The 21,226-nt window shown below is 60.8% G+C and carries 20 protein-coding genes; 11 read left to right on the plus strand and 9 right to left on the minus strand.

The window, feature by feature from the left end:
- Positions 1-7: 7 nt before the first annotated feature.
- Positions 8-1,591, minus strand: a complete 1,584-nt coding sequence (locus tag ACESMZ_RS15360) for an AAA family ATPase (RefSeq protein ID WP_372957970.1) — start codon at positions 1,589-1,591, stop codon at positions 8-10.
- 107 nt (positions 1,592-1,698) lie between these two features.
- On the opposite strand from ACESMZ_RS15360, the gene mrcB reads away from it, so the two are divergent.
- Together mrcB and ACESMZ_RS15370 are read left to right on the plus strand one after the other, a co-directional pair.
- Positions 1,699-4,023 carry a penicillin-binding protein 1B gene (gene mrcB, locus ACESMZ_RS15365; protein WP_372957969.1) on the plus strand — a complete coding sequence of 775 codons (2,325 nt, stop codon included), beginning with the start codon at positions 1,699-1,701 and terminating at the stop codon, positions 4,021-4,023.
- The gene (locus ACESMZ_RS15370) at positions 4,020-4,580 is read left to right on the plus strand and encodes a tetratricopeptide repeat protein (RefSeq protein WP_372957968.1); all 561 of its coding nucleotides are present in this window, start codon (positions 4,020-4,022) and stop codon (positions 4,578-4,580) included. The genes mrcB and ACESMZ_RS15370 overlap by 4 nt, the downstream gene beginning before the upstream one ends.
- A 54-nt stretch (positions 4,581-4,634) precedes the next feature.
- Here ACESMZ_RS15370 and ACESMZ_RS15375 read toward each other — a convergent pair whose 3' ends face one another.
- Positions 4,635-5,564: a DUF4382 domain-containing protein gene (locus tag ACESMZ_RS15375; protein WP_372957967.1), complete on the minus strand. Its 930-nt coding sequence runs from the start codon at positions 5,562-5,564 to the stop codon at positions 4,635-4,637.
- 239 nt (positions 5,565-5,803) lie between these two features.
- Between ACESMZ_RS15375 and ACESMZ_RS15380 the strand changes: the two genes are divergently transcribed.
- The 4 genes from ACESMZ_RS15380 to ACESMZ_RS15395 all read left to right on the plus strand — a co-directional run bounded on the left by ACESMZ_RS15380 (position 5,804) and on the right by ACESMZ_RS15395 (position 9,012).
- Complete coding sequence (locus ACESMZ_RS15380) at positions 5,804-6,391, plus strand: RNA polymerase sigma factor (RefSeq protein WP_372972903.1); 588 nt, start codon at positions 5,804-5,806, stop codon at positions 6,389-6,391.
- 10 nt (positions 6,392-6,401) lie between these two features.
- The gene (locus ACESMZ_RS15385; RefSeq protein WP_372972904.1) at positions 6,402-7,085 is read left to right on the plus strand and encodes an anti-sigma factor family protein; all 684 of its coding nucleotides are present in this window, start codon (positions 6,402-6,404) and stop codon (positions 7,083-7,085) included.
- Complete coding sequence (locus ACESMZ_RS15390) at positions 7,082-7,519, plus strand: hypothetical protein (protein WP_372957965.1); 438 nt, start codon at positions 7,082-7,084, stop codon at positions 7,517-7,519. Before ACESMZ_RS15385 ends, ACESMZ_RS15390 begins: the two co-directional genes overlap by 4 nt.
- Before the next feature lie 146 nt (positions 7,520-7,665).
- Positions 7,666-9,012 carry a tetratricopeptide repeat protein gene (locus ACESMZ_RS15395; protein WP_372972905.1) on the plus strand — a complete coding sequence of 449 codons (1,347 nt, stop codon included), beginning with the start codon at positions 7,666-7,668 and terminating at the stop codon, positions 9,010-9,012.
- Positions 9,013-9,062: 50 nt separating this feature from the next.
- On the opposite strand, the gene hemL is transcribed toward ACESMZ_RS15395, so the two are convergent.
- From hemL to ACESMZ_RS15420, 5 genes are all read right to left on the minus strand, one after another.
- Positions 9,063-10,343, minus strand: a complete 1,281-nt coding sequence (hemL, locus tag ACESMZ_RS15400; RefSeq protein WP_372957963.1) for a glutamate-1-semialdehyde 2,1-aminomutase — start codon at positions 10,341-10,343, stop codon at positions 9,063-9,065.
- Between the two features lie 76 nt (positions 10,344-10,419).
- Positions 10,420-11,091 carry a thiamine phosphate synthase gene (gene thiE / locus ACESMZ_RS15405; protein WP_372957962.1) on the minus strand — a complete coding sequence of 224 codons (672 nt, stop codon included), beginning with the start codon at positions 11,089-11,091 and terminating at the stop codon, positions 10,420-10,422.
- The gene (locus ACESMZ_RS15410; RefSeq protein ID WP_372958002.1) at positions 11,088-11,855 is read right to left on the minus strand and encodes a hydroxymethylpyrimidine/phosphomethylpyrimidine kinase; all 768 of its coding nucleotides are present in this window, start codon (positions 11,853-11,855) and stop codon (positions 11,088-11,090) included. The genes thiE and ACESMZ_RS15410 overlap by 4 nt, the downstream gene beginning before the upstream one ends.
- A 38-nt stretch (positions 11,856-11,893) precedes the next feature.
- A complete protein-coding gene (hemJ, locus tag ACESMZ_RS15415; protein WP_372957961.1) occupies positions 11,894-12,322 on the minus strand; it encodes a protoporphyrinogen oxidase HemJ in 429 nt (142 codons plus the stop codon).
- Entirely contained in the window at positions 12,319-14,094 is a 1,776-nt protein-coding gene (locus tag ACESMZ_RS15420) for a chloride channel protein (protein ID WP_372957960.1), read from the minus strand. The genes hemJ and ACESMZ_RS15420 overlap by 4 nt, the downstream gene beginning before the upstream one ends.
- 192 nt (positions 14,095-14,286) lie before the next feature.
- Between ACESMZ_RS15420 and argC the strand changes: the two genes are divergently transcribed.
- The 4 genes from argC to erpA are packed head-to-tail and all read left to right on the plus strand — an operon-like array spanning position 14,287 to position 17,018.
- Positions 14,287-15,324, plus strand: coding sequence for an N-acetyl-gamma-glutamyl-phosphate reductase (gene argC, locus ACESMZ_RS15425; protein WP_372957959.1), 1,038 nt, complete (start codon positions 14,287-14,289; stop codon positions 15,322-15,324).
- A 13-nt stretch (positions 15,325-15,337) separates the two neighbouring features.
- A complete protein-coding gene (locus ACESMZ_RS15430) occupies positions 15,338-16,078 on the plus strand; it encodes a DUF6776 family protein (protein ID WP_372957958.1) in 741 nt (246 codons plus the stop codon).
- Between the two features lie 2 nt (positions 16,079-16,080).
- Positions 16,081-16,605 (plus strand): polymer-forming cytoskeletal protein, encoded by a 525-nt coding sequence (locus ACESMZ_RS15435; protein ID WP_372957957.1) that lies wholly within the window; start codon positions 16,081-16,083, stop codon positions 16,603-16,605.
- Between the two features lie 59 nt (positions 16,606-16,664).
- Positions 16,665-17,018, plus strand: coding sequence for an iron-sulfur cluster insertion protein ErpA (gene erpA / locus ACESMZ_RS15440; protein WP_372957956.1), 354 nt, complete (start codon positions 16,665-16,667; stop codon positions 17,016-17,018).
- A gap of 24 nt (positions 17,019-17,042) precedes the next feature.
- Here the strand turns inward: erpA and ACESMZ_RS15445 are convergent, their stop codons facing one another.
- Positions 17,043-18,146, minus strand: coding sequence for an anhydro-N-acetylmuramic acid kinase (locus ACESMZ_RS15445; protein WP_372957955.1), 1,104 nt, complete (start codon positions 18,144-18,146; stop codon positions 17,043-17,045).
- Between the two features lie 3 nt (positions 18,147-18,149).
- On the minus strand, positions 18,150-19,598 hold the full coding sequence (locus ACESMZ_RS15450) for an OapA family protein (protein ID WP_372957954.1): 1,449 nt from the start codon (positions 19,596-19,598) through the stop codon (positions 18,150-18,152).
- A 286-nt stretch (positions 19,599-19,884) separates the two neighbouring features.
- Between ACESMZ_RS15450 and tyrS the strand changes: the two genes are divergently transcribed.
- Positions 19,885-21,090: a tyrosine--tRNA ligase gene (gene tyrS, locus ACESMZ_RS15455; protein WP_372957953.1), complete on the plus strand. Its 1,206-nt coding sequence runs from the start codon at positions 19,885-19,887 to the stop codon at positions 21,088-21,090.
- Positions 21,091-21,226: the final 136 nt, after the last annotated feature.

The following is a 21,226-nucleotide window of genomic DNA, read 5'->3' on the forward strand; positions in this document are numbered from 1 at the left end:
AGGGCGGTCAGCCCGCGGAGGCCATACCGAAATGGGCCCGGATGCGCTGGGCCAGTTCGCCGGCAGCCAGTGCTTCATCGGTACGGATGTGAATGGTGTGGGTTTTTTCCACCTCCGAGAGCGGCTCTTCCCACTGTTTCTGTTGCTCCAGCAGGGTTTCATCGGCTTCCGAGGCATCACCTTGTCGGGCCCTTATCCATTCCCGGCGAATCGCTTCCGGGGCTTCGCAGTGGATGAGGGCAAACGGCAGGGCCAGGTTCTCTGCCACCGAATCCAGTAATTCCCGCTCGTTTTCCCGCAGGCAGGCGGCATCAACAATTACACCGAAGCCCGCCTGCAGCAGCTGGCGCGACAAGTCGGCCAGGCGGTGATAGGTCTGGCGGTTGGTCTCTTCACTATAAAGGTCCTGCCCTACGCCGGAGCCGGAACGATCCAGGGGACCCAGTCCGGCCATCCGCTTGCGCTCCACGTCGGAGCGCAAGCGGATCAGCCCGAGCTCGCTGGCCAGGGCATGGCTGACGGTGGACTTGCCGCTGGCGGACAAACCGGTAGTGGCCAGCAGGTAGGGGTTCGGGATTTCCGTGTAATGCTCGGCCAGGTTGGCGTAGTCCCGATACTTCTGCAGCAGGCCTTCTTTCTCGGCGTCCGACAGTCCGGGGTTGCCCCGGGTGAACAGGGCGATCTTGGCCCTGACCATGGCGCGATAGGCCTTGTAGAGCGGCAGCAGTTCGAGGCCGTCATAATCGCCCCGCCACTCCAGGTAGGCGTTCAGGGTATGGCTGGCGAGGGCGAATTCACGACGGGATTCCAGGTCCATCAGCAGGAAGGCCAGGTCGTTGATGACGTCGATCCAGCGAAAAGGCTCACTGAACTCAATGCAGTCGAAAACGGTAACCCGGTCCTCGTAAACGGTGATGTTGGCCAGGTGGAGGTCACCATGACATTCCCGCACGAAGCCATCGGCCCGGCGTTGGGCGATGATGTCCCGCTGACGGTCGAAGGTACTGCGGGTCCATTCCTCCAGGGCTGTGAGCTGGTCTTCCAGTGCCCGGTCCCCCTTCAGCAGCGGGCGGATCTGGTCAAAGTTTTCCTGCATCGCCGCAAAGACCGCATCCGGTGTGCCCAGTGGTTTGTCCTCCGGTACCGGCGGCAACGTATCGTGGAACCGGGCTACCTGCTCCGCCAGTTCGCTCAGCAGATCCGTAGACAGTTGTGCCCGTTCCTGCATGCCGTCAAACAGTTGATCCTGCCGGAACTGGCGCATGCGGATGGCATATTCGAAAGGCTCCCCGGCGCCATCAAGTTCTGGTTGCTCCGGGCTGCCGGTAATGGGGATCACGTCAAGGTAGAGCGCGGGGGCGAGGCGCTGGTTGAGGCGGACTTCCTCTTCGCAGAAGTGCCGGCGCTTCTCCAGGGTGGAGAAGTCCAGAAAGCCAAAATCCATGGGCTTCTTGATCTTGTAGGCGTAGTCACCGGTGAGGATGACCTGAGAGATATGGGTTTCCAGTACCTGGAAGCTGTCGACCGGGTGGTCGTAAAGGGCCGGATCCTGCAGGTTCTCGATCAGGTTTGTCGCCGGGGCGTCGCTCACGGTTTGCTCCTTGGTCGTTGGGGGCTGCACTATGATAGCGGGCGCATTACACAAATAACACACGGGCCGGATGACGCCGGCCGGTACGGTTTGGTTATAATCCCCGGATGCCAAAGAAATCACCCGCCAAACGAAAGAAGAACCAGCCCCGCAAGTCACGTCCTACGTTCAGGCAGCGCCTTTGGTCGCTGGGCTGGCGGCTGGGGCTGGTTGTGCTGGTGCTGCTGGCCGGCTGGATGGTGTACCTGGATGCCCTGGTCACCTCCCGTTTCGAGGGCCGGCGCTTCGAGGTACCCTCGCGGGTCTACGCCCGGCCCCTGGAACTGTATGACGGTGCAGCAGTCAGCGCCTCCTCGCTGCGGCAGGAGCTGGAGTTGGCGGGGTACCGCAGTGGCGACGGCAGCCGCCCGGGCACCTGGCAACAGAATGGAAGCCGTTTTCTGATCAGCACTCGGGGGTTCGGGTTCGCGGATGGCTCCGAGCCGCGCCGGCGGTTGTCACTCTCGGTATCCGGCGGCCGCGTGGCCGGGTTCCGGGTCCTTGAGGGTGATAATTCCCCGGTGGTGCGTCTGGAGCCTGCAGAAATTGGCGGCATCTACCCGGCCCACCGGGAAGACCGGGTTCTGGTCAGCCTGAATGATGCACCCCCCCTCTTCCAGGAGGCCCTGCTCACCACCGAGGACCGGGATTTCCATGATCATTTTGGCATCGCGCCCTTGTCCATCGGCCGGGCCATGTTGGCCAATATCAAGGCAGGTCGCGTTGTTCAGGGCGGCAGCACCCTGACCCAGCAGCTGGCCAAGAACCTCTACCTGTCCCGGGACCAGACCCTGATCCGCAAGGGCAACGAGGCATTAATGGCCCTGTTGCTGGAGTGGCATTACGACAAGCATGATATTCTGGAAACCTACCTTAACGAGGTGTACCTGGGACAGGCCGGCAACCGCAGCATTAACGGCTTCGGGCTGGCATCGCAGTTCTATTTCCGCAAACACTTCCGGGATCTGGAGTTACATGAGTCGGCGCTGCTGGTAGGCATGGTCAAGGGGCCAAGCTATTATGACCCGCGCCGCCACCCGGACCGGGCGCTGACCCGGAGGAACCTGGTCATTGACCTGCTGGAAGACGCCGGGTCGGTAGAGCCTGCGGTGGCGGAAAAGGCGCGCTCCGCCCCCCTGGATGTGGCTGCCAGGCCTTCCTGGTCCGAAAACCGCTATCCGGCATTTATTGACCTGGTGAGACGCCACCTGGCCCGGGACTATCGCGAGGAGGACTTGCAGAGCGAGGGGCTGAGGATCTTTACCACACTGCATCCGGCGATTCAGGAGCAGGCCGGGCGGATCACCCGGGAGACCCTTGATCAGCTGGACCAGAGTGCCTCTGATACCCGGCTGGAAGCGGCAATGGTGGTCACCTCCCGTGACAGCGGGGAGGTGCTGGCCCTGGTTGGGGGGCGGGAGGCCGGCTTTGCCGGTTTCAACCGGGCCCTGGATGCCCGGCGCCCGATCGGCTCATTGGTCAAACCCTTCGTTTATCTGACCGCGCTCTCCCAGCCTGAGCGTTATACCCTGATTACGCCGGTAAAGGATTCCGGGCTAGCTCTGGAGTTCGAAAACGGCCAGCGCTGGGAGCCCCGTAACTTTGACCGCGAGCAACGGGGCGAGGTGCCGCTGCACCAGGCCCTGTCCCGCTCCTGGAACCTGCCCACCGTCCGGGTGGGGCTGGATGTGGGTGTGCCTGCCGTCACCAGGACCCTGCAAGACTTCGGTGTCACCTCGGATATCAACCGTTACCCGTCAATGCTGCTGGGGTCGGTTACCATGGAGCCGGTGGCCCTGGCCCAGGCCTATCAGGGCCTCGCTACCTCCGGGTTCAATATGCCGCTGCGAACGATTCGTGACGTAACTGACGCCAGGGGTGAGGCGTTAAGTCGCTACAAGCTCGAAGTGAATCAGGTGGCAGACCCTGCAGCAGTCCACCTGGTGCAATACGCCATGCAGGAGGTCATGCGCGAAGGCACTGGTCGCTCCGCCTACCGCACCATTCCTGAAAACCTGGGCCTGGCTGGCAAGACCGGCACCACTGACGACGGCCGCGACAGCTGGTTCGCCGGGTTCAGTGGCGACCTGCTGGCAGTGACCTGGGTAGGACGTGACGATAACGGACCGACTTCCCTGACCGGGGCCACCGGGGCCCTGCCGGTCTGGACAAGGTTTATGGCAGCTGTACCCCAGCACAGTTTCTCGCCGGTTGTGCCGGATGGCGTACAGTACCACTGGGTGAACAGCGAAAAGGGTGTACTCACCGATGAACACTGCGAGAATGCCCGTCTGATACCGTTTATCGTCGGAAGCGAGCCACAAACCTTCGAGGGTTGTGGCGGAGATTTCTCAAGACGCCTGCGTGGCTGGTTTGAAGGATTGTTCCAATGAGTCAGAGTCTACGGAAGTTGATGCTCCTCAGTGCCCTGTCGGTCGGCCTTGTCGGTTGTGCATCGGATATCTACGCACCCCCCGGTGGCGGTGACCGCACGCCCCAGCCGGCACCGCAACCGCCGACGGTGGAGGAGGGTGAAGAGCCGGATTCCCCCAGGTTATCGGAGCAGCCACAGGAAGAGAGGGAAAAAGAGCGCACGCCGTCGCCGGGCTACCAGGAACAGGGAGATGACCTTTCGTCAGCCGCTGCCAGCCTGATCGAGCGGGCGGATACCCTGATGGCCGAGGGCAACCCTGAAGCAGCGCTCAGCCAGCTGGAACGGGCCCAGCGGATTTCCCCCCGTTCGGCCCAGGTCTACTTCAAGTTGGCAGAAGCCTATGCCCGCACGGACAACCTTGGGGCGGCCGAACAGTTCACCATGAAAGGGTTGTCGCTGGCCGGTTCCAATACCAGTCTGCAGAAAGCCGGCTGGGAGCTGCTGGCCAGTATCCGGCACGAAAGGGGCAATGTGGCCGGTGCCGAGCAGGCTGAGCGGCGGGCCAGTCAGCTGTAAACGAAAAAGCCCCTGCGGGGCAGGGGCTGGCACACCAGGTCTTATTGATTGGCCTTACTCACTGGGAATGGTCGTCGCGGTGGTGGTTTCACCTGCCTCAATAGTTACCTGCTGAGTACCGACGAAGGTAAGATCATCAGACGCTTCATTGTCGTCAATCTGGCAACTGTAGCTGACCGTGTATTCTCCTGCCGGTAGGAACGCAGCTGTGTAGCTGTAGAGCGAGTCCGCGGCGTCCTGGTTGATCGGCACAACAACCAGTGGTTGGGTTTCTGCTTCGTCGCCGGTCAGAGTGACGTTCAGGTCAGTCAGGTTTTCCTCGGTGACTGTTCCCGTATAAACGTAGGCGGCCCCCTCATAGTTGCAGCCCAACGTCTCATCCTGATTTAGCGTGGCGTAGTCCACTTCGCCAACCAGCGTGCCTACTTCACTGTTGTCTACCAACCGCAGAACAGGTTTGAGAAGGTATTGATCCTGGCCGGGTGGGTAAACCAGCGATTTGCGTACGTCAAAGTCGATGGTGAAACTTACCTCTCCACCTGCCGGCACGACGAACCCGGATGTTTGAAGGCCTCTCTGGTCGCCGGACGGAACTCGGAGATTTTCCATACCGCCTTCATCCGTCAGAACACTGAACTCAGACTGCTCGCCGAGTTGCAGTCTCATCCAGCTATAATCTCCCGCTGGCACATCTTCAGAAGTGACCAGGGCTTCCACTGCGCCGCCTTGAAGGTCCAGCAGGTTGAGGTTTGCGGGTTCTTCCAGTGTGAAGGTAACCCTCTCACCATCATCAGGTTGAAGGACAAGGCCGGTCACAACGATATTGACCTCGCTGACGCCATCGACGGGCGCGTCAGTCAATCCGACCGACATCGAACCTGTTGAAGCTGTGGAGTCACTGCCACTGCTACTGTCACCACCACAGGCGGCAACAGCCGCCGCCAGCGCGGTAACACCAAACGTCTTGATCAGCGCATACTTCATGAAACCTCCCTCGGGGATGAACCCGTTGTTTGAATCCTGGTTGGCTATGGCGTGCGGTTCCCCTCGCCGGGAAATCCGCGTACCTCCAGATACAACGCTGGCATTGTGGGCAGGGTTCCAGTGGGTTGTGTTACAGGTTGTACAGGGAGCCAGGCTTCTCCCTGACGGCCGGGTTCAACGCACTGGGTGCCTTTTTCTGGTATAAAGCGCGTTCAAACACGCATCCACAGGTTGCAATCGTGGCGTTGATCCCTATCCGACGTTCCCGGGCCCGAAAATTTGAAGACTGTGTCCGGCCCTGGCTGGATGGCATGTACCGGTTTGCCTATCGACTGACGGGTCAGCGGGAAGACGCGGAGGACCTGGTCCAGGATGTATTGACGAAACTGTTCCCGCGGGCCGGGGAGTTGTACGCGGTTGAGCGGCCGGGCGCCTGGCTTAACCAGGTTCTCTACCGCCACTTCATTGACCTGACGCGCAAGCGCGGTCGCCAGGCCGATCGCCCCGCTTCCGCCCTCATGTCTGAGGATGCCAGCCGTGATTTCCTGGACAGCCTGGTGGACAGTGGTGTCGATCCGGAGGGCCAGCTGGAAACAACCCGGTTGCAACAGGCGGTGGCCACGGCGCTGGACAGCCTGCCGCCAGACCAGCGCACGCTGCTGGTGCTGCACGAAGTGGACGGCTGGCGCCAGGAAGATATTGCGGAGGTTCTGGGTATCGCGGAGGGCACCGTCAAGTCTCGACTGCACCGTTGCCGGGTCAGTCTGAGGAAAAACATGGCCACGGAGCTGGAACCTTTTATTCAGGGCCGACGTGTTGGTAAATGAGGTGATGGAAATGACAAGCTGCCAGCAGAGCCATGAATTGATTGACCAGTATGTGACCGGCGCCATTGCTCCGGCCGACGCACTTGCCCTTGAGCGTCACCTGGCCGGCTGTCCGCCGTGTGCTCGTCGTTTACGGTGGCATCAGCGCATTACCGATGAACTCGCAAACCAGGCCCCTGTGCCCGAGCCGTCCGCGGATTTCGAGGCCAGGGTGCTTGCAGCTGCCACCGGGCGTGTTAACCCGCATGCCCGCCGTCGCTGGCTGGCTCCGGTAGCGGGAAGCGCCGTGGCAGCGGCGCTGGTGTTGGGGGTGGCTCTGGGTGCGGGTATCTGGACCGGCGCCCCGGGCACCCCGGAGCAGGCGTCCAGCGATGAGTGGGTTGTGCCCCCGGTGCCGCGTGAGCAGACCGTCAAACTGGCCTTCACTTCCGGCTCCGAGCTGGACAATGTCAGCCTTACGCTGGAGTTGCCGGCCCATGTGGAACTGGCCCGCTTTCCCGGCCATCAGACGTTGACCTGGCAGGTAGACCTGAAGCCCGGGGATAACGTGATTGCGTTGCCGCTGCGCATTGCCTACCCGGAGGCAGGCGAAATAATCGCCCGCCTGGATGACGGTCGCAATACCAGGACATTTCGTGCCGCTATACCCGGCATCGGCAAGTCAGAGGAATCAGAACGGGGGCCTTCATCATGAGCAGGATTCTGCGAACACCGTCCGTCGCTTTCGTGCTGGCGACGATTGGTGTGGTGGCCCCCGGCAGTCTGCTGGCCCAGGGGAATGATGATCTGGATGTCACCATGCGTATGGTGGTTGACGATGCGGAGCTGAAGGACCGGGTTATTCAGGAACTCCAGCTGCCCGAGACCCCGGCCGGAGCACTGCCGGAAAATAGTGAAGCGCGCCCGGACCGGGCGGGAGATCTCCGCGAGCAAGGGCGCGACCTTGGGCGTCAGATCTCGGAAGAGGCCAGGGGGCGGCGCGAGGAGCGCTCTCCTGTCGGCCGTGGAAACGCGCCTGAATTTCCGCCCGCCGACCTACCGGGCCGGGGGCGCAATGATCGCCCGACACCCGGCATGCAGCCTGACGACCGGCCAGGTTCCGGTCGCGAACCGGGCGGGCGTCCCTGACCAGCGCCAGGCCATTCGCTGGCAGGCTTTCTGTTCGCTGACGGCGTCGTTTTTCGCAGGCCCGGCTCTTGGGCCCGCCTGCCACCCTGCTATACTCTCGCCTGACCCTACTCCATCGATTCTCATTTCCGAGCCGGGAGATCTGTTTGTCGCGTCTGCTTTTACTGCTCCTGACCGGCCCGCTGCTGATGGCGGCTTTGCCGTCTCTTGCAGCGCCGGGTGATACCTCGGCCACAGATGCCCGGCAGTTGCTGCAGGAAGGTGTCGTCGCGTTTGAACGGGGAGAGCTGGCACAGGCCCGCCGCCTGTTGGAGCAGGCCCGGGAAAGTGGCCTGGAGTCCAGTGCCCTCTACTACAATCTGGGCGTGCTCTATTACCGGACCGGTGACTACCAGCGTTCGCGGCAGGCATTCCGTCAGCTGCTGGGCACCGAACATGAGGATCTGGCGGGCTACAACCTTGGATTGGTCGCTCTGGCGGATGGTGATGAGAACACAGCCCGGGTGTGGTTCGGGCAGGTGCTCGATACCGCAGGGCAGGAGAAACTTCGTCGCCTGGCTGGGCGGCAGTTGCAGATCCTGAACCATAGCCAGTCCCCGGCGCCAGCACAGTGGCTGGGGCTGGCTGCCCTGAGCGGCGGTTACGAAAGCAACCTCGCCCTGAGGCCCGACAGTGTGGCATCGGACCTGTCTGATAGCTTCACGGATGTATTACTGGCAGGCCGTGGCCCTGTGATAACGCTCGGAGCGACCGGAAGTTCTGCAGAGGAAGTCCAGCTCTCGGCCAGCGTGTTCCGGCGTCACTACCATACTGAACGCGACTTTATTACGGATGCCGCCCAGCTCGGCGTGTCCTGGGTCTCCCGGAATGCGGCGGAGCGTTATGAGATTGGTGTGGAACAGCGTTTTTTCCGGGAGGGAGGCGATTCCCGGGAGCTTCATACCTCGTTGGTACTCGAATACCAGCAGGATGGCTGTGCCGACGACTATCTGGGTGGGCGGTGTCAGCTTGCCCTGGAGGCCTCATACGTTCGCCCGTTTGATGGGTTCGAGCTGTATGAGGGTATGCGCTACGAAGCAGTGGCAAGCTACCAGCACCGCTGGGCCCGGTGGCAGGCCGCCGGGAGCCTGGGGCTGGAATTCAACCGGCGTGAGGACCTTGCCGGTGACGGGCAGTTCGCCAGCCTGTCACCCCGGCGCCAGGAGCTTGGCCTGGAACTGAGCTACCTGGGCTGGTCTGCCTGGACCGTGGGTGGTGCACTGGGCTACCGCTACAGTGATTACCCGGACCCCTATCAGATTGCGCCGGACACCGGCTGGGAGTCAGGGCGTCGGGTGGATCACCGCTACACCGCCGAGCTGACAGCGGAGTATTTCCTGGCACGGAGCTGGTCGGTTGTGGCATCAGCCAGCCATCACAGCAACGACAGCTCATTGCAGCAATATGACTACGATAACGAGGTTTATCGTCTGGGCATTGACTACCTGTTCTAGCCGGCCCGACCGGGGAGCTGCCGGACTGTTGCACGCTCCCCGTTCAGGACTCACAAGGTGGCCATGACCTTTTTTGCTGCCGCAACGGTGGCTTCGATATCCTCATCGCTCAGGGCCGCACTGGTAAAGCCGGCCTCGAAGGCGGACGGTGCCAGGTAAACGCCTTCTTTCAGCATCCCCTGGAAAAACGCCTTGAAACGCTCGACGTCACAGTTCATGACCTGGTCAAACCGCGTGACCTCGGGCTCGTCTGTGAAGAACAGGCCGAACATGGCGCCGGCGCTTTGCACCGTCAGCGGGATGCCAGTTTCGTCGGCTGCTTTTTTCAGGCCCTTGCACAGGGTTCGGGTTTTCTCCGCCAGCCTGTCATGGAACCCGTCCTCTGAAATCAGATTCAGGGTGGTCAGCCCGGCAGTCATCGCCAGCGGGTTGCCGGACAGGGTGCCTGCCTGGTAGACGGGGCCGAGCGGCGAGATGTGTTCCATGATCGCCCGCTTGCCGCCAAAGGCGCCTACTGGCAGGCCACCGCCAATGACCTTGCCGAGGGCGGTCAGGTCCGGGGTGATGCCGTAATGGCCCTGGGCACCGCCGAGCGACACCCGGAAGCCGGTCATCACCTCATCAAAGATCAATACCGTACCATGCTGGTCGCACACCTCCCGCAGAGACTCCAGGAACCCCGGTACCGGCGGAATGCAGTTCATGTTACCTGCCACCGGCTCCACGATAATCGCGGCCACCTGGTCTCCGATCTCCTCGAATGTTTTGCGAACACCCTCGATGTCGTTGTACGTAAGCGTAATGGTATGTTCCGCCAGGCTGGCGGGAATGCCCGGTGAGTTGGGTACGCCCAGCGTCAGGGCGCCGGAGCCTGCCTTGACCAGCAGGGAGTCCACGTGGCCGTGATAGCAGCCTTCAAACTTCACGATCTTGTCCCGGCCAGTATAGCCCCGGGCCAGGCGAATGGCGCTCATGGTGGCTTCGGTACCACTGTTGACCATGCGTACCAGTTCGATGGACGGCACCAGCTCGCAGACCTTTTTGGCCATTTCAGTTTCGATGGCCGTTGGCGCACCGTAGCCTACGCCCAGCTCGATCTGCACATGCAGCGCCTGTTTGATGTGTTCGTTGGAGTGGCCAACGATCATCGGGCCCCAGGAACCCACATAGTCGATATAGCGACGGTCGTCCTCGTCGTACAGGTAGGCTCCCTCGGCATGCTTGAAAAAGATAGGGGTCCCGCCCACGCCCTTGAAGGCGCGCACTGGGGAGTTTACGCCGCCGGGAATGTATTTCTGGGCCTGCTCGAACAGGGTTTCGGAATGGCTCATGTCTGCGGCTCCTTGATGGTCGCCAGGAAGGTTTGGGAGTCCGGTCATGACTCGGTAAAGGCAGACCGCAATCCTATCAGAGTTTGAAAAGGGGGTGGTGTTCCACGAAAAGCCGGGTAAACGCCCGGGCGCGGGCTTCGGCCTGACCGGGGCCGCCGGCGAACAGCCCGCCGATCACCGCCAGCATGTCGGCACCGGCACGCACCAGCGCGGCGCCGTTGTCGACGGTGATGCCCCCAATGGCGGTACGGGGCAGCCCCAGGGCTGCCACTTCGCCGAGTATTGAAGGGCTGGCCGGCGGCGCCCCGGGTTTGGTGCCGGAATTGAAGAACCGGCCGAAGGCCAGGTAGTCCGCCCCCTGGGCGGCCCCTGTTTCGGCCAACTCCAGATCCCCATGGCAGGTTACCCCGATTATGGCTTCTGGCCCCAGCAGCTCTCGGGCGGCTTCAACGGAACCATCCGTCTGACCGATATGCACACCATCGGCGCCGCACTGGAGTGCCAGCCCGGGGTCATCATTGATAATCAGCGGCACGCCCAGCTGGCGGCACAGCCTGGCCAACGCTGAAGCCTGCCGGCGCCTAGCACTGCCCTCGAGGTGCTTTTCCCGGTACTGGACCAGGGTTGCTCCGCCCCGGATGGCAGCGGCGACGCCTTGCAGCAGTTGCTCATCATCCGGCAGCCACTGACTGTCCGTGATCGCGTAGAGCCCCGGGCGAAGGCCTTTGGCAAAAACAGGTCCGGTCATCCGTTTGCGGTCCACGGAGCTCCACGGTCCGGCACCGGTTGTCCGTGACCCACCGCCAGGGCCTGGTTGATGGCGGTACTGACAAAACGCTGTGCCTGTTCGATGGCGTCCTCCAGACACAGTCCCGTCGCCCGGCCGGCGGCAATCGCCGCTGCCAGGGTGCACCCGGTGCCGTGGTATTCCCCGCCGACCCGTTCGATCTGCCAGGAGCTGTCTGCCTGGTTGTGTCGGTACAGTGTGTTGGTAATGACCTGTCCGGTGCCATGCCCCCCGGTCGCCAGAACCCCCCGGCACCCTTCATCCAGCAATTTCCGGGCGCTGCTGCCCTCATCTTCAAAGCCGCCCAGCTGCATCAGTTCGATACCGTTGGGAGTGATGACCTCGGCACGGTGGAATAAACGGTGTCGCATGGCCCCAAGCAGCTCATCGTCGGCGAGATCTCCACCGCCCGCGGCCTTGATCACGGGGTCCAGCACCAGGGGCAGGTCAGGGTGGCGTTCCAGGAAGTCGGCCACCACATTAACCACAGCGGCATTGCCCATGGCGCCGGTCTTTACCGCATCGATGCGGCAATCGGCAGCCAGGTGATCCAGTTGCTGGCGAACCAGGTCCGCCTCTACCGGCGCCGCATTATAGACATTACGGGTGTCCTGCACGGTCAGACAGCTGAGTATCGGCAGCGGGTGGACGCCCAGAGCGGTGGCGGCCTGGATATCCGCCTGCACGCCGGCACCACCGGACGGGTCCAGTCCAGAAATAATCAGCAACTGGGGGCGTTGATGAAGTTTGATGGTGAGCCTCCTCAGAAAGGTTTGACGACAGCCAGGATAACCACGACGACCAGTACCAGCACCGGCAGTTCATTGAACCAGCGGTAGAAGACATGGCTACGCTGGTTAAGGTCGTCCCGGAATACCTTGACCAGATGACCGCAATAGAAGTGATAGACGATCAGCAGTGCCACCAGTAACAGCTTGGCGTGCAGCCAGCCCTGGCTGAAATAGCCGGATACATTGTAACTCAGCAGCCAGACCCCGAAGACCACGGTGGCCACCATGGAGGGTGTGGTAATGCCTCGGTACAGCTTGCGTTCCATGACCTTGAACCGGTCCCGGCCGGGCTGGTCCTCGCAGGCGGCATGGTATACGAAGAGTCTCGGCAGGTAGAAAATGCCGGCGAACCAGCAAACCAGGGAAATAATGTGCAGGGCTTTAACCCAAAGCATGGTCAACTCCGTCGGTATTGGTAATAGCTCTCGATATCGGACTTGAGCACGATACCGTATATACGCTGGATCATCGGTGCGACATGACGTTGCACGTAAAGTGCCTCGGCCTGACTGGATTCGAACTGGTCCAGGGCTTCCTCCAGGGTCGCCTGGTACTGGATAGGTGCGATATCGCGGCGGTTGGCCGGCATTTCCATAAGGTCGATGACCTCGGGCAGCGGTTTGTCCTCTTCGGCCTGCCGGTTCTTCAGATGTTCCAGGAAACGTGCCAGATCCACCGATGGCAGCAGGGCAGTGGGACCATTGCTGCCCTCCACCACCAGCCATTTGGGCTCGCTTTTCAGAAGTTCCCGGGCTGCATCATGGGTGATTTCCCGATCAGTCCGGGTCACGCTCCGGTCCATGATGGCCCCCACTGAAACCCGCCGCAACGCCTGGATGATGGGCGAGTTCTGATAGCTCAGTCCCTGATTCTGGAGCATCGTCAGGAAAATGGAACGCTTGGCGAAGACCTCGCTGGTCACCAGGGTCGCCGTTGTGATGACCAACATGCCCGGCAGGATAATGTTGGGATTTCGGGTCAACTCGATCAGCGCCATCAGCGCCGCCAGTGGCGCCTGGAGTACCGCCCCCATCATCGCCCCCATGCCGAGCATGGCATAGAAACCCACCGAGGACGCCAGGTCCGGCGCCACCATGGCGCCTACCATGCCCATGGCGGCCCCCAAAGTCGCACCCATGAAAATCGTCGGGCCGATAATGCTGCTGGGCATGCCCAGACCCACCGTGAGAGCGGTAATCAGCACTTTGGCGAGGCCGGCGCCCAGCAGGATCCAGAACGGCAGTTCACCGTGGATGGCCAGAGACACCGTGTCATAGCCGATGCCCATCACCTCCGGTATGAGCGCGGCAAACGGCATCATCAGAACGCCCGCGATAATAACCCGCAAGAGAATCGGACGGTGATTGAACCGGTTCGCCCAGGACAGGATATGGATAAAACTGGCCGCGGCAATGGCGATGATCACGGCCACCGCGAGAATCCAGGGAATCTCCAGCAGGGAGTTCAGGGTCAGCGCCGGTACCGAGAATGCCGGCTCGCCGCCGTAAACTGCCTGGGTCACAATGGCAGCGCTGACCGCAGCCAGTATTATCGGAGTAAAGCCGGCAATGGTGTACTCCATCATCACCACTTCCATGGCGAAGATGACGCCCGAGATGGGTGTGTTGAATGAGGCGGAGATCGCGGCTGCGCAACCGCAGGCCACCAGGGTGCGAATGCTGTTGTTGGGCAGGCGCATCCACTGGCCCATCAGGCTGGATACCGCAGCGCCAAGGTGGACGGCCGGCCCTTCGCGACCGGCAGACTGGCCGGTCAGCAGTGTGCCAACCCCTACTGCAAACTGAACCAGCGCACTGCGAAAAGTGATGTACCCCTGGTGGTAGTTCAGGCGCTCCATCACATGAACCACCCCGACCTTGCGGTCACGGGATGCCAGCCAGTGCAGCAGCAGGCCCAGCAGAATCGCACCTGTCAGAGGCAGCAGTGTGCGGACAACGATGGTCAGGTCTTCGTAGTTTTCTGCATCGTTTCCTGGCAGAAACCAGCCGAGGGGAAACTCGATGGCAAACCGGAACAACAGAATAACGCCTCCGGTAAATACACCGGAGAGCAGGCCCAGCAGGGCCAGTTGCGGTAGTGCGTCGACCCCGGACAGCCGCCGGCGGAATCCGGGTATCAGCCTGTCGCTCAGTTTTTTTCTCAGTCCGTTCATTACGCCCCTGGATTGCCGCACAACGCTGATTCAGCAAGTTACGAAGCATTGTAACCAGCCCTGTCCCCGCTGCAATAAGACACTGGTTTATCATGGTAGACTACGGCCTCCATTAAGGTATGCCTTCCGTGTCCCGACCTTTCGGTGGGGAGGCATGCACTGTCAGATTTACAGGCCGAGCAGGAGAGACGGGTGATAAAAGCAGGTATTGTCGGCGGAACAGGGTATACCGGGGTCGAGCTTCTGAGGATTCTGGCCACGCATCCGGAGGTGGAGGTGTCTTGCATCACCTCCCGATCGGAGGCCGGCATGGCCGTCGCTGATATGTACACTAACCTTCGTGGTTACTACGACCTTACCTTTACCGAACCCGACGTAGAGGTATTGGCCAGCTGTGACCTGGTCTTTTTCGCAACACCCCATGGTGTTGCCATGCGCATGGCCCCCGAGCTTCTGGCCCGGGGTGTCAGGATTGTGGACTTGTCCGCAGATTTCCGTATTCGCGACCTGGATGTCTGGGCCCGCTGGTATGGTATGCCCCACGAAACGGCTGAATGGGCGGCGAAGGCCGTCTACGGTCTGCCGGAGATTGCCCGTGACGCTATCCGTAGTGCCAGGCTGGTAGCCAATCCCGGCTGTTATCCAACGGCGGTCCAGCTCGGCTTCCTGCCATTGCTGGAAAATGGCCTTGTGCGCACCGGCCACCTGGTCGCCGATGCCAAGTCCGGCGCCAGCGGTGCAGGGCGCCAGGGTAAGATCGGCATGCTGCACGGCGAGGTGGGTGAGAGCTTCAAGGCCTACGGCGCCTCCGGACACCGTCACCTGCCGGAGATTCGTCAGGGGCTTGAACAGATGGCTGGCGGCGCCGTGGGTATCAGCTTTGTGCCTCACCTGGTGCCGATGATCCGGGGTATCGAGGCGACGCTCTATGCCGAACTGAATGATCCTGCGGACTTTGACCGCCTGCAGGTACTGTTTGAAGAACGCTACGCGGATGAGCCCTTTGTTGACGTGATGCCGTTCGGCAGCCACCCGGAGACTCGAAGCGTAAGAGGTGAAAACAGCTGTCGCATGGCCCTGCACCGGCAGGAGGAGAGCCCGGTGGTCATCGTGACGTCGGTGATCGATAACCTGGTCAAGGGGGCAGCAGGCCAGGCGGTTCAGAACATGAACATCATGTTTGACCTGGATGAGCGTGCCGGCCTTCGGGCTCCGGCACTGCTCCCCTGATGGTGCTGGCGCCTTGAGTGAGTCACGGGATCCCCGGGAAGAGTTTGTCATTGTTCCCCGGCGCCGGCACCCCGGGCCGTACCGGGTCGTCGGAGTGTTGGTGCTGTGCGCCCTTTGTGGACTCGTCGGCTACGGTGTTGGCTGGTCCCAGGGGGGGCATCGCATCGCTGATGTGGTCCAGACCCGGCCGTCCCTGGCAAAGGAGTTGGCAGAGGTTTCAGCGGAGTATGACCGGGTGCGCCAGCGAATGGTCCAGCTGGACCGTGCCAGCGCCATCGACGAGCAGGCTCTGAAAACAGCGAGAAACACCATTGCGGAGCTGGAAGGACAGCTGGCTTCACTGGAGGCAGACCTGACCTTCTACCGTAATATCATGGCACCTTCCGAAGCGAGCAAGGGATTGCAGGTGGACCAGCTGAGCCTGCGGCAGGTCCGTGGTGAAGGTCAGTATGGGTTCAAGCTGGTATTGACCCAGGTGGGTGACAACAAAAGCTACATTTCGGGCGTGGTCGCAGTGAATATCATAGGAGAGCGTAATGGCGAACAGGAAGTCATCCCTCTGCGAGACCTTTCCGGAGACGTGGAGGAGCTGGGTGTGCGCTTCCGTTTCCGGTATTTCCAGGATGTGGAAGGAACGCTGACCTTGCCAGATGATTTTGATCCCTATGAAATCCAGGTGGTTGCCAAGGCTGAAGGGAGCAAGGCCTCCCAGGCTGAGCGAACCTTTGAATGGCGGCAACTCACGAGGAACTGAGCATGTTGAGCAGAAAAAAGCAGAAAGGCAGGCGCCCCCAGGGTCGGTTCGATACTCTGATCTCGGCAAAGACCCGGGTGGAGGGCAACATCCGTTTCACTGGTGGGCTGCACGTGGATGGCCGGGTGCAGGGCAGCATTATTGCTGATGATGAGTCCGGGGCCGCACTGATTCGCCTGTCCGAATGCGGCGAAGTGGAAGGAGATATTGTTGCCCCCAACATTATAATCAACGGCACTGTGAAAGGTGACGTTTTTGCCCGGGAGCACCTTGAACTGGCGCCAAAGGCTGCCATAACAGGTAATGTGTATTATAACCTGGTCGAAATGGCGGCCGGCGCCTCCGTTAATGGCAGCATGGTCCACAGCCGGGATACCGACATGCAGCCCCGGCCGGAACTGCCTGCCGCACCGGACAAGCAGAAGCCGGTCGATTTGCAGGGGAATGACCTGCCGAATGACAGCCCGGGTGAGCCTGGTGCCAATCCAATGGATGAGCGGAAGTCAGCCGGTCAGAACGGAGAATAGTTGATCAATTTGGTCGGGAATACCATAATGGCATCATTCCACGATGTCAGGAGGCAGAATTGAGCGTAGTTCAGGAACAGATAGCCGTTCCCCTGTTTTTCAGCGACAGTGCGGTCGCCAAGGTGAAAGAGCTCGTAGAAGAGGAAGGCAATCCTGACCTCAGGTTACGGGTATTCGTCACGGGTGGTGGCTGTTCCGGCTTCCAGTACGGTTTCTCCTTTGACGACAGTCAGCAGGAGGATGACACCGCTATCGAGCGCGATGGCGTGACGCTGCTGGTAGACCCCATGAGCTACCAGTATCTGGTGGGTGCGACGATTGATTATCAGGAAGGTCTGCAGGGCTCACAATTCGTGGTCCAGAACCCCAACGCCACCTCGACCTGTGGCTGCGGCTCTTCGTTTTCTATCTAGTGCCATCCGGAGTGGTCCGGTAATTCAGGCCGGGTAGATCCCCCCCAGAACCCGCGGCCCGCTGGCACCCGTAACCGCGGGCACATTGCCTGCCAGTCCTTCCATGGTCTGCCTGGCCAGCCAGGCAAAGGCGGCGGCCTCAACCCATTGCGGGTCAATTCCAAGTTCAGAGGTCGTGCTGACCGAGGCACCATCGGGCTCAAGCAGGGCCCGTAACCGATTCATCAACGCCACATTTTTTGCACCACCACCGCAGACATAGACCGCTAACGGGCGGGCTTCGGGTAGCTGGCGAACAATGGTGAGGGCGGTCAGTTCCAGTAACGTGCGCTGGACGTCTGCCGGATCAGTGTCCGGGCAGTCGCGCAGCTTTGCATCCAGCCAGGCGGCGTTGAACCGTTCCTTGCCGGTACTTTTGGGTACGGGCCGGTGAAAGTAGGGCTCCTCGAGACACTGCTCCAGAAGGAGAGGTTGCAGCTGTCCAGTGGCTGCCCAGTCGCCGTTACGGTCAAATGCCTCACCCAGGTGGCGCTGGACCCAGCTGTCCATCAGACCATTACCCGGTCCTGTATCAAACCCGCCTCCTGCAGATGCACTGCCAGCGGGTAGCCAGCTTATGTTCGCGATACCCCCGATGTTCACCAGCGCCCGGTTCTGGGTGGCCGAGCCAAAAATGGCGTGATGAAATGCCGGTACCAGGGGGGCTCCCTGTCCGCCGACGGCCATATCCCGTCGTCTCAGGTCCGCGACCGTGGTGATACCCGTACGTTCGGCAATAATGTTCGGATCGCCCAGTTGCAGGGTAAAGGGGTTGGCGCCGTCAGGGACATGGCGGATAGTCTGGCCGTGGCTGCCGATTGCCCTGATCGGGCCTTTGCGCGGAGATTTGCTGATCAGCGAGTTGGCGGCAGTGGCAAAGAGTTCACCAAGCGCGCGGTCACAGTGGCCAAGATCATCCGGGGAGCCGCAGTTCTGGCTGAGGTTTGTCAGGGTCTGGACAAGAGGCTCGGGAATCGCTTGAGTATGGGTTGCAATCAGTGAAGCGCCACCGGCGCTGGTCAGGTCCACCAGCGCGGCGTCGATACCGTCCATGCTGGTGCCTGACATCAGGCCGATGTAGAGGGCCACGGCTTACTGGTCCCGGTCGGAAACGGCTTCCTGGGCCATGGCGATCTGCCGGAAACCTTCTCCCAGGGTGTTCAGCTGGGCAATCTGCTGCTGGGTCGCAGCCTTGAAGCGTGCCATTTCGCTTTCAGGTACCGGGTTGGCCTCTGGCAGATCAACCGTGCGGGAGTTGCGGGCGGTGCCATTGACCCGGAATTCATAATGCAGGTGTGGACCGGTTACCATACCGGATGAACCGACGTAGCCAATCGTCTGCCCCTGCTTCACTCGCGAGCCGTTCCTGATGCCCTTGCCAATCCGGCTCATGTGCGCGTAGAGCGTGGTGATGTTGTCGCCGTGGGCCAGCACCACGGTACGGCCATAACCTCCCTTGGTACCGGCGAAAGACACCCGGCCGTCGCCGGCAGCCTTGATCGGCGTGCCTGGAGGTGCGGCGTAATCTGTGCCCTCATGGGGCCGGACCACATCCAGTACCGGATGGCGGCGCTGGAGGTTGAACGGCGACGAAACCCGGGCGTTGATGGGCGTGCGCAGGAAAGCCTTGCGCATGCTGTTTCCATCGGGGGTGTAGTAGTCGCTGTCACCGTTGGCGTCTGTATAATGAAGGGCGACCACTTCACGTCCCCGGTTGACGAAGCGTGCAGCGACAATCCTGCCGTTATCGATCTTTTCGTCCTCCAGGTACCGCTCTTCGTAAATCACTTCGAAGCTGTCGCCTTTGCGGACGTCGTAGACAAAATCAATATCCCAGCCGAAGATGCCGGCCATATCCATGGTAATGCGGTCGTCGAGCCCGGCTTCTTTGCCGGCAAGGTAAAGTGACCCCTGGATTTCGCCGGAAGCAAACGCCAGCCGCGATTCCGGCTCGGCTGTCACGGTTTCCCCTTCAAATCCGTCATCGGTGCGGGAGATTACCAGTGACTCGAGGCGGTTCCGGTCCAGCCTCACCTTGACCAGCTCACCCTCGTCATCGGTGGCGAAGGCAATCGTTTCACCAACATAGAGGTGCTGAAGCTTGTCGGCTTCGCCTTTGCCATGAATCACGGACAGCATCAGGCGGTCGTTGAAGCCGGCACGCTTGAACATGGAGGAAAGGGTGTCGCCCTGCTTTACCTCGAGCTCATTCCACTCCAGTGCCGGCTCGGCCGGCTCAGCGGAAGTTGCGGTATTCGAGTCTTCTGCGGCAACCTGGGGTTCCTCGCTGGTCTCTGGTGGTATTGAGGTATCGGCCCGTTGCGACTCGGAGGGTTCTTCCGGGGCGGATGAGTCTGGCTGCCCTTTCTTTTCGGGCAGTTGCAGGTCTGATGCCGGCTGGCCCGGTTTGTCCAGGTCCAGGTTGATGGTCATTCGTTTGGCTTCGACATCAGCGCTGGGGCTGAATACCAGTGCTGCGCCTACCACGAGACTGATGCCGGCGGCGGCAATGAGATGGGGTTTGGGGAACGTCTTGATCACGTCGAAAACCTGTATTTTTATCGCTACGTCGGTAGCTTGTATGATCTGATTCAAGTTCTTGCTCAAGTATAGAGCAAGCAGAATCGTATAAAAAGCGCTCGTCGTCACAGCGAAAAGCAGTGTAACGGCAGATTTTCCCGATTCGGCTGATATAATCCGCGACTCCTTTTCCGTGTCCGGGTAGCCGGTGACGCACTAAATGTATCAGGGTTTGCGGTTACGCTCAGCTTACTTTTGTTGAGGTCTGTAACGGGAGCGCCCGTTTTTGCTATGGGGTTCGAGGATTATGGCATCGATAGAGGAAGCGCTGGCGGTCATCAAGCGTGGTGTGGATGAGCTGATTCCCGAAGAGGCGTTGGTCGAAAAGCTGAAGCAGGGGCGCCCGCTACGCATCAAGGCAGGGTTCGATCCTACCGCGCCGGACCTTCACCTCGGGCATACCGTGTTGATCAACAAGCTGCGGCAGTTCCAGGACCTGGGGCACGAGGTCATCTTTCTTATCGGTGACTTTACCGGAATGATCGGTGATCCCACTGGCAAGAGTGCCACCCGGCCTCCCTTGACGGAAGAACAGGTGCGGCAAAATGCCATCACCTATAAGGAGCAGGTGTTCCGGATTCTCGACCCGGAGAAGACCACTGTGGTCTTTAATTCGGAATGGATGAGCAAGATGACAGCTGCTGACATGATCCGCCTGGCCGGTCAGTACACCGTGGCGCGGATGCTGGAGCGGGATGATTTCGACAAGCGTTACCGGGCGGAGCAGCCCATCGCTATCCATGAGTTCCTCTATCCGCTGGTGCAGGGCTATGACTCGGTGGCCCTCAGGGCAGATGTGGAACTGGGCGGAACCGATCAGAAGTTCAATCTGTTGATGGGGCGTATCCTGCAGAAGCACTATGGCCAGGAGCCCCAGGTGATTCTCACCATGCCCATCCTGGAGGGGCTGGATGGTGTCCAGAAGATGTCCAAGTCACTGGGTAACTATGTTGGTGTCAGCGATTCCCCCGGCGAGATGTATACCAAGCTGCTGTCCATTCCCGATGAGTTGCTGTGGCGGTACTTTGAGTTGCTGAGTTTCCGTCCGCTTGCTGAGGTGGCTGAGTATCGCAAGGCCGTGGAGGCAGGCGAGAACCCTCAGGAGTTCAAGAAGATCCTGGCGGAAGAAATTATCACCCGGTTCCATGATGCGGAGGCGGCGGCCAATGCCCACAAGTCTGCCGGCAACCGGGTAGCGCTTGGCGCCATTCCCGAGAACGTACCGGAGGTCGAGGTATCCCTTGATGGTCAGGAAAGTTTGCCGGTATCGGCGGTGTTGCGCCTGGCGGGCCTGGTGAAGAATGGCGCCGCTGCCAGGGATGTCCTCGGTCGGGGTGCTGTCTATATTGACGGTCAGCAGCTTGGGGATACCGCTCGCCAGTTCACCAGGGGTGATAATGTGGTGATCCAGGCCGGCAAGAAGAAAATTGCCCGCATTCTGGTTACGGATTGAGCGATCCTGAGGAAAAACAAACTTTTTTCAAAAAGGACGTTGACAGAAAACGGTGGGGCTGTAGAATGCGCCCCACTTCGACAGGGAACGCCGGCGACGGCGGGAACGGAAGCCGAAGTAAGCGGTTGTAAGTTTT

Origin of the sequence: Marinobacter sp. (assembly GCF_041690615.1) — a bacterium.
GTDB lineage: Bacteria > Pseudomonadota > Gammaproteobacteria > Pseudomonadales > Oleiphilaceae > Marinobacter.